This window comes from Streptomyces sp. NPDC033131, from assembly GCF_055578365.1.
This window is the reverse complement of the sequence record NZ_JBVIPA010000048.1, coordinates 49,147-56,701: the sequence shown is the minus strand read 5'-3', so window position 1 is coordinate 56,701 and position 7,555 is coordinate 49,147. Positions and strand designations below refer to the sequence as shown.

The following is a 7,555-nucleotide window of genomic DNA, read 5'->3' as shown; positions in this document are numbered from 1 at the left end:
TCTGCGCAGAGCGTGACAGATCTGTTCCGGGCTCCACCGCTCGTCCAGTCCTGCCTGGACGGCGGCCCGCAGTTCGGGGTTCCGGCTGATCTTCCAGGGCTTGGGGCGGGGACGGCGGTCATCCGCGCGGGCCTGGGCGGCGAAGGGGCGGTACTGGCCGTTGACGGGGTGCCGGTTGCGGCGGATCTCCCGGCTGACGGTGGAGGGACTGCGGCTCAGTTCGGCGGCGATCGCGCGGACTGTCGCCTTCTCCAGGAGCCGGTCGGCGATGTAGATCCGGTCGGCTTCACGCAGGTACCTGGACGCTCCAGAAGGCGGCACCACCGGTCTGGCCGGTGGTGCCGCCTTCTGCCGGCCGGAGGGGTTCCGGCCGTTACGCCATCGCTTTCCCGTGCGGAGGTTGATGCCGACGGCCTTGGCAGCCTCCGCGTAACTCATGCCTTGCTGCACGAGCCGGAAGTATTCCTCCCGCTCACGGGTCAGCTTCCTGCGGCCCTGAGCCACCGTCCGGGTCTTGCGGATCTCGAACATCGCAACCCCTTGAACTGGGGGTGTTGCGACGATCGCTAGAACCTAAGCGCGCAAGCGGTCACGGGGGCCTTGTCACGCCCTGAGCGGGATCAGCCCTTGCGGGTCGTGATCTCCTCGGTGAGCTGGGGGACGACGTCGAAGAGGTCGCCGACCACGCCGTAGTCGACGAGGTCGAAGATCGGGGCCTCGGCGTCCTTGTTGATGGCGACGATGGTCTTCGAGGTCTGCATGCCGGCGCGGTGCTGGATGGCGCCGGAGATGCCGGAGGCGATGTACAGCTGCGGGGAGACCGACTTGCCGGTCTGGCCGACCTGGTTGGTGTGCGGGTACCAGCCGGCGTCGACGGCGGCGCGCGAGGCACCCACGGCGGCGCCGAGGGAGTCGGCCAGCGCCTCGATGACCGCGAAGTTCTCGGCGCCGTTGACGCCACGGCCGCCGGAGACCACGATCGCGGCCTCGGTCAGCTCCGGACGGCCGCTCGACTCCCGCGGCGTGCGGGCGGTCACCTTGGTGCCGGTCGCCTGGGCGGAGAACGTGACGCTCAGGGCCTCGACGGCGGCGTTGGCCGGGGCGGCCTCGACCGCGGCCGAGTTCGGCTTGACGGTGATGACCGGGGTGCCCTTGGCGGCACGGGACTTGGTGGTGAAGGAGGCGGCGAACACCGACTGGGTGGCCACCGGGCCCTCGTCGCCGGCCTCGAGGTCGATGGCGTCGGTGATGATGCCGGAGCCGATGCGCAGCGCCAGCCGGGCGGCGATCTCCTTGCCCTCGGCGGAGGAGGGGACCAGGACGGCGGCCGGGGAGACGGCCTCGTACGCGGCCTGGAGGGCGTCCACCTTCGGGACGACCAGGTAGTCGGCGTACTCGGCGGCGTCGTGGGTGAGGACCTTGACCGCGCCGTGCTCGCCGAGGACGGCGGCGGTGTCGGCGGCGCCGTTGCCGAGGGCGACGGCGACCGGCTCGCCGATGCGACGGGCCAGGGTCAGCAGCTCCAGAGTGGGCTTGCGGACGGCGCCGTCCACGTGGTCGACGTAGACGAGAACTTCAGCCATGGGAATGCTCTCCTGCGGATTGCGAAGTCTGAGGGGCGGTAAGGGGGTGGGACCTAGATGAACTTCTGGCCCGCGAGGAACTCAGCGAGCTGCTTGCCGCCCTCGCCCTCGTCCTTGACGATCGTGCCGGCGGTGCGCGCCGGGCGCTCGGCCGCGGAGTCGACGACCGTGTAGGCGCCCTCCAGACCGACCTCCTCGGCCTCGATGTCGAGGTCGGACAGGTCCCAGGACTGAACCGGCTTCTTCTTGGCCGCCATGATGCCCTTGAAGGAGGGGTAACGCGCCTCGCCCGACTGGTCGGTGACCGACACGACGGCCGGCAGTGAGGCCTCCAGCTGCTCGGAGGCGGAGTCGCCGTCGCGGCGGCCCTTGACCGTGCCGTCCTCGACGGACACCTCGGACAGCAGCGTCACCTGCGGCACGCCCAGACGCTCGGCGACCAGCGCCGGGACGACACCCATGGTGCCGTCGGTGGACGCCATGCCGGAGATCACCAGGTCGTAGCCGGCCTTCTCGATCGCCTTGGCCAGCACCAGGGAGGTGCCGATGGCGTCGGTGCCGTGCAGGTCGTCGTCCTCGACGTGGACGGCCTTGTCGGCACCCATGGACAGCGCCTTGCGCAGCGCGTCCTTGGCGTCCTCGGGGCCGATGGTCAGGACGGTGACCTCGACGTCGTCGTCGGAGTTCTCCGAGATCTGCAGCGCCTGCTCGACCGCGTACTCGTCCAGTTCGGAGAGCAGACCGTCGACGTCGTCCCGGTCGACGGTCAGGTCATCGGCGAAGTGCCGGTCGCCAGTGGCGTCGGGCACGTACTTCACAGTGACAACGATCCTCAAGCTCACGCCGGCTCTCCTACTGCATCGTCATTTTTCGGCTGCCTCTTGCAGGCAGCATAGGCGCCTCAAGCGGCCGATCCCGGTCGGGGCGGCCCGCGCTCCGACCGAAATATTACTCGTCAGTACACCTAGTTCGTTCCCGCTAAGCAAGCGCTTTGAACTGTGACCTGTGCAACGCAGCGTAATCGGAACTCGACGGTTCCGCAGAGGAGGTCGAGCCGGTCAGTCGCGCAGACCACGGAACCGACCCTGGTGGTAGAGCAGCGGGCGGCCCGGGCCCGTGGAGTCGCCGAGGACGACCTCCGCCAGCACCAGGCGGTGGTCGCCGGCGGGGACCCGGGCGATGATCCGGCACAGCAGCCAGGCCTGGACGTCGTCGAGGACCGGCACGCCCTCGGGACCCTCGCGCCAGGCGGTCGCCGCGCCGAAGCGGTCGGCTCCGCTGCGGGCGAACGTCGCGGCCACGTCCTGCTGGTGCTCGCCGAGTATGTGCACTCCCACATGGTCGGTCTCGGCCACCGCGGGCCAGCTGGAGGCACCGGTACCGATGCCGAAGGACAGCAGCGGGGGCTCGGCGGAGACCGAGGTGAGGGAGGTGGCGGTGAATCCGACGGGGCCGGCGTCGCCGCGGGCGGTGATCACGGCGACTCCCGCCGCGTGCCGCCGGAAGACGGAGCGCAGCAGCTCGGGCGAGGCGAGCCGGGCGGTGTCGAGATCGGGCGTGGCCGTCATGGAGCTGTCCTTCTGCGAGGAGTGGCGTGGGCGTCCTTGGCTGCTCAACAGCCCGGACAGCGCGCGCTCGCGGTGCGGACCAGGTCGACGTGCACCCGCCCGTGGAGAAGGAGTTCCGAAGGCATACGGTCAGGCTGACGATAGGTGGTGCACGCAGTCAAGTACGTTCCGTCATGTGGGAGATGCCTCACCCCCCGGATGGGAGATGCCTCACCCCGGTCGCCTGCCCTCAGATCGCCTCACCCAGTGCGGCGATCACGTCGGCCTTGCGCGGCTGTCCGACGGCGCGTCGGACCACCCGGCCGTCGGCGTCGAGGACCAGCACGGTCGGAGTCTTGAGGATGTCGAGTTCCCGGACGAGCTCCAGCCGCTCCTCGGCGTCGATCTCGACGTGGGTCACGCCCGGGACGATGCCGGCCACCTCGCCGAGGACCCGTCGGGTCGCCCGGCACGGAGCGCAGAAGGCGCTGGAGAACTGGACGAGGGTGGCACGCTCGCCGAGCGGGCCGCCCAGTTCCGCCGCGCCGAGCCGTTTTCCGTCGTCGCGCCCGCGCACCCGTACCCTCCCGCTCCGCCGCCGATGCAGCACTCCGTAGGCGCTCGCCACCGCGAGCACCGCCACGCACACCATCAGTCCGGTCATCGTCTGCACCAGCATTCACGAGACTGCAAAGATTCCCGCCGCCCGGAAACCCGTCTGTTGCGGAATGCTTGGTTCCCATGGACATCGATGCAAGGGGGCCGCGCTTCGGGGCGGCCGTGACGACCCTCGTGCTGGCGGTCGTGCTCATCACGGGGAGCGCCTGGCTGCTGGCCTGGCAGACACTGGCGTTCGCGCTGGGCGCGGCGGGCGGAGTGGGCCGTTCGCCGTACGGCCTGCTGTTCCGCGTGGCCGTACGGCCCAGACTGGGGCCGCCCACCGAGTTCGAGGCGCCCGAGCCGCCGCGGTTCGCCCAGGCGGTGGGGCTGGTCTTCGCGGCCGTGGGCCTCGCCGGCTACACGCTGGGGGCCGAGTGGCTGGGACTCGCCGCCACGGGGGCCGCGCTCGCCGCGGCCTTCCTGAACGCCGCGTTCGGGTACTGCCTGGGGTGCGAGATGTACCTGCTGGTGCGTCGGACGACCGTACGGGCGGAGAGGACGGGGGAGTAATGGAGTCGCAAAACCCCGAGGTGGATCACTGGGTGAAAGACGTGACGAGAATCTCTCCGTTGACGGGCGCGAAGGCTGGCTCCTCGCGCGTTCTTGGGGCACGATCTGCGAGATGCCGTAAACCTACGGCTGCGTAGCTTTCCCGCCGGGAGTCCTTTTTTCCGGGCAGAACAAGGAAGGGTCCACCCCGTCCATGGCAGAGCTTGTCTACCGTCCCGTCGTCGGTCTCGCCCAGGCGTTGTTCAAGGCGTGGGACCTCAAGATCGACTGCAAGGGTTCGGAGAACATCCCGCGCTCGGGCGGTGCCGTGCTGGTGAGCAACCACATCAGCTATCTGGACTTCATCTTCAGCGGGCTCGCGGCACTCCCCCAGAAGCGTCTCGTGCGCTTCATGGCGAAGGAGTCCGTCTTCCGCCACAAGGTCTCCGGCCCGCTGATGCGTGGAATGAAGCACATCCCGGTGGACCGCAACCAGGGCGAGACGGCGTACGCCCACGCGCTGGACTCGCTCAGGTCGGGCGAGATCGTGGGCGTCTTCCCGGAGGCGACGATCTCGCAGTCGTTCACGCTGAAGAGCTTCAAGTCCGGCGCCGCGCGCATGGCCCAGGAGGCGGGCGTACCGCTGATCCCGGTGGCCCTGTGGGGCACGCAGCGGCTGTGGACCAAGGGGCACCCGCGCAACTTCAAGCGCAGCCACACCCCCATCACCATCCGCGTCGGCGAAACGATCGAGGCCTCCCGCGACAAGTACGCGGGCGCGATCACCCGGCAGGTGCGCGAGCGGGTGAACGAGCTGCTGGAGGCGGCCCAGCGCGCCTACCCGGTGCGCCCCAAGGACGCGGACGACACCTGGTGGATGCCGGCCCACCTCGGCGGCACCGCCCCGACCCCGGAGCAGGTCCGCGAGGCCGAGGCGCGCTGAGCCCGCGCCGGATCAGGACGCCGGGGACCCGACCACGATCCGGGCTCCCGGGCTGAACTTGTGCAACAGCTCGACGAGTTCGGCCGCCGCCGCCTCGACGTCGGCGACCGGCATCGGTGCCAGGCTCTCCAGCAGGAAGATCCCGGAGACGGTGTCCTCGGTGAGCCTGGTGCGCGGACCCTGGCGCCAGTTCCAGCGGCGGCAGGTCACACCCGCCTCGTCGCGCCAGACCACCTCGCCCGCGTCGGGGTGTTCGACGACCTGCTCGCCGCCGGCGGAGGTCACGAAGTTCTCGTCCCCGGTGGCCCGCACGAGGTGCATGTCTCCCTCGATGCGGTCGGCGTCCTCGCCGCCCACCGGGATCAGGTGGGCGACGCTGATCGCGTTGTAGAGGTCGACGAGCAGGTTGATGCGGGGCAGCCCGCCCTCCGCCAGAGCTCTCCTCGCCAGCGCCTCCGCCGAGTTGCGCGTCCGCGAGGGCTTCGACCCGAACGCCGTGTAGACCTCGCGCCACGCCGCCATGTGCGGGTCCTCGTGCGGGGCGCGCCCGTCCAGGCGTACGGCGAGCCGGCGGGCCGCGTCGTCGAGGAGGGCGGAACTCGCGTCGGTGCTGGGCCCGTTGACCAGACCGTGCGCCTCGATCGCGAGGTGGGTGAAACCGGGCGCGAGGAGGCGCACGTCGTCGGACACGGTCAGGGAGAGGGTCATCGCCTGCCTCAGAGTGCGGTGGGGAGCGTCTTCCAGAGGTACGGCCGGTCGGGGGCGGCCTTGAGTACGCCGAGGACGACCGGATGGGGTTCAGCGTACAGGACCGGGTAGTCCAGCTCATTGGACCGAGGGTCGGGGGTGAAGGCCAGCCGCTCGCCGTCCAGGGAGAACCGGGCGTCCACACCGGGCTTGTTGCCGCGCGGATCCTGTCGATGCCAGGCGCCGTTGAAGCGCACGGCGATCAGGCCGTGCACCTCCTCGAACCTCTGGTAGCACAGGGCCGTCGGGATGTCCTCGGCCCGCAGCAGGGCGGCCACTCGAATGCCAGCCGCGCATAGGCATACGAGTCCTCCGCCTGCCTGGCGAGACGCGCGGCCGTGTCGCGCACGATCGGGTGGCGGTGGTCGATGACCTCGTCGGCGGCCAGATAAGCGGACAGGTCGGGGGTGTTCTGGATCAGCTCCATGCCCGCAGAGCATAGGAATGCGATCACCCGCCAGTCAATGATTTTTCATATGACAGCATATCTACGCATGACTCGACCGTTCTTCGGCTAGCGCGCCATCTCCTCCTTCAGCGCCGCCACGAACGCGTCCACGTCCTCCTCCGTCGTGTCGAAGGCGCACATCCAGCGCACGACACCCGCGGCCTCGTCCCAGAAGTAGAACCGGAACCGCTCCTGCAGGCGCACGCTCACCTCGTGCGGCAGCTTGGCGAAGATCCCGTTGGCCTGCACCGGATGAAGGATCTCCACGCCGTGCACGGCCCGTACGCCCTCGGCGAGCCGCTGGGCCATCTCGTTGGCGTGGCGGGCGTTGCGCAGCCACAGGTCCCTGGCGAGCAGGGCCTCCAACTGCACCGACACGAAGCGCATCTTGGAGGCGAGCTGCATGGACAGCTTGCGCAGATGCTTCATGTGGCTGACGGCGTCCTGGTTGATGACGACGACCGCCTCGCCGAACAGGGCGCCGTTCTTCGTGCCGCCCAGGGAGAGGATGTCGACGCCCACCGCGTTGGTGAACGTCCGCATCGGGACGTCCAGCGAGGCCGCCGCGTTGGCGATGCGGGAGCCGTCCAGGTGGACCTTCATACCGCGCGCGTGGGCGTGGTCGCAGATCGCGCGGATCTCGTCGGGCGTGTAGAGGGTGCCCAGCTCCGTGCTCTGGGTGATCGAGACGACCTGCGGCATCGCACGGTGCTCGTCCTCCCAGCCGTAGGCCTGCCGGTCGATCAGCTCGGGGGTGAGCTTGCCGTCAGGCGTCGGCACGGTGAGCAGCTTGAGGCCGCCCATGCGCTCCGGGGCGCCGCCCTCGTCGACGTTGATGTGCGCGCTCTCGGCGCAGATCACCGCGCCCCAGCGGTCGGTGACCGCCTGGAGCGCGACGACGTTGGCGCCCGTGCCGTTGAAGACCGGGAAGGCCTCCGCCGTGGCGCCGAAGTGGCTGCGGACGATGCGCTGGAGATTGTCGGTGTAGTCGTCCTCGCCGTACGCGACCTGGTGCCCGCCGTTGGCCAGGGCCAGGGCGGCGAGCACCTCCGGGTGGGCCCCGGCGTAGTTGTCGCTGGCGAAGCCGCGGACGTCCGGGTCGTGGTGGCGCCGGGCGTCGGTCCTCGGTGGGTTCACG

At 70.0% G+C, this 7,555-nt stretch carries 9 protein-coding genes and 1 pseudogene; 2 read left to right on the top strand and 8 right to left on the bottom strand.

Features of this window, described 5'->3' with window-relative positions; translation table 11 throughout:
• The 5 genes from ACZ5XS_RS39100 to ACZ5XS_RS39080 form a co-directional block, all read right to left on the bottom strand.
• The coding region (locus tag ACZ5XS_RS39100) for a transposase (RefSeq protein ID WP_468659597.1) at positions 1–531 on the bottom strand (531 nt) is incomplete at its 3' end.
• A gap of 89 nt (positions 532–620) precedes the next feature.
• The gene (locus ACZ5XS_RS39095; RefSeq protein ID WP_468659595.1) at positions 621–1,583 is read right to left on the bottom strand and encodes an electron transfer flavoprotein subunit alpha/FixB family protein; all 963 of its coding nucleotides are present in this window, start codon (positions 1,581–1,583) and stop codon (positions 621–623) included.
• Positions 1,584–1,636: 53 nt separating this feature from the next.
• Complete coding sequence (locus ACZ5XS_RS39090) at positions 1,637–2,425, bottom strand: electron transfer flavoprotein subunit beta/FixA family protein (RefSeq protein ID WP_468659593.1); 789 nt, start codon at positions 2,423–2,425, stop codon at positions 1,637–1,639.
• A gap of 216 nt (positions 2,426–2,641) precedes the next feature.
• Positions 2,642–3,151, bottom strand: coding sequence for a flavin reductase family protein (locus ACZ5XS_RS39085; RefSeq protein ID WP_468659592.1), 510 nt, complete (start codon positions 3,149–3,151; stop codon positions 2,642–2,644).
• Between the two features lie 229 nt (positions 3,152–3,380).
• Positions 3,381–3,794: a TlpA family protein disulfide reductase gene (locus tag ACZ5XS_RS39080; protein ID WP_468659601.1), complete on the bottom strand. Its 414-nt coding sequence runs from the start codon at positions 3,792–3,794 to the stop codon at positions 3,381–3,383.
• Positions 3,795–3,871: 77 nt separating this feature from the next.
• Here ACZ5XS_RS39080 and ACZ5XS_RS39075 point away from each other — a divergent pair, with 77 nt between their 5' ends.
• Together ACZ5XS_RS39075 and ACZ5XS_RS39070 are read left to right on the top strand one after the other, a co-directional pair.
• Positions 3,872–4,300, top strand: a complete 429-nt coding sequence (locus ACZ5XS_RS39075; protein WP_468659590.1) for a DUF4395 domain-containing protein — start codon at positions 3,872–3,874, stop codon at positions 4,298–4,300.
• A gap of 193 nt (positions 4,301–4,493) precedes the next feature.
• The gene (locus ACZ5XS_RS39070; protein WP_468659588.1) at positions 4,494–5,222 is read left to right on the top strand and encodes a lysophospholipid acyltransferase family protein; all 729 of its coding nucleotides are present in this window, start codon (positions 4,494–4,496) and stop codon (positions 5,220–5,222) included.
• A 12-nt stretch (positions 5,223–5,234) separates the two neighbouring features.
• Here ACZ5XS_RS39070 and ACZ5XS_RS39065 read toward each other — a convergent pair whose 3' ends face one another.
• The 3 genes and pseudogenes from ACZ5XS_RS39065 to ACZ5XS_RS39055 all read right to left on the bottom strand — a co-directional run bounded on the left by ACZ5XS_RS39065 (position 5,235) and on the right by ACZ5XS_RS39055 (position 7,554).
• Positions 5,235–5,930 (bottom strand): B3/B4 domain-containing protein, encoded by a 696-nt coding sequence (locus ACZ5XS_RS39065; RefSeq protein ID WP_468659586.1) that lies wholly within the window; start codon positions 5,928–5,930, stop codon positions 5,235–5,237.
• An 8-nt stretch (positions 5,931–5,938) separates the two neighbouring features.
• Positions 5,939–6,396 (bottom strand): annotated as a pseudogene (locus ACZ5XS_RS39060) (transglutaminase).
• 87 nt (positions 6,397–6,483) lie between these two features.
• Positions 6,484–7,554 (bottom strand): threonine aldolase family protein, encoded by a 1,071-nt coding sequence (locus ACZ5XS_RS39055; protein ID WP_468659584.1) that lies wholly within the window; start codon positions 7,552–7,554, stop codon positions 6,484–6,486.
• Position 7,555: the final 1 nt, after the last annotated feature.

Coding starts and splice junctions, on each gene's coding strand:
- ACZ5XS_RS39085 (WP_468659592.1), bottom strand. CDS start 3,151: ATGACGGCCACGCCCGATCTCGACACCGCCCGGCTCGCCTCGCCCGAG.
- ACZ5XS_RS39095 (WP_468659595.1), bottom strand. CDS start 1,583: ATGGCTGAAGTTCTCGTCTACGTCGACCACGTGGACGGCGCCGTCCGC.
- ACZ5XS_RS39065 (WP_468659586.1), bottom strand. CDS start 5,930: ATGACCCTCTCCCTGACCGTGTCCGACGACGTGCGCCTCCTCGCGCCC.
- ACZ5XS_RS39075 (WP_468659590.1), top strand. CDS start 3,872: ATGGACATCGATGCAAGGGGGCCGCGCTTCGGGGCGGCCGTGACGACC.
- ACZ5XS_RS39080 (WP_468659601.1), bottom strand. CDS start 3,794: ATGACCGGACTGATGGTGTGCGTGGCGGTGCTCGCGGTGGCGAGCGCC.
- ACZ5XS_RS39070 (WP_468659588.1), top strand. CDS start 4,494: ATGGCAGAGCTTGTCTACCGTCCCGTCGTCGGTCTCGCCCAGGCGTTG.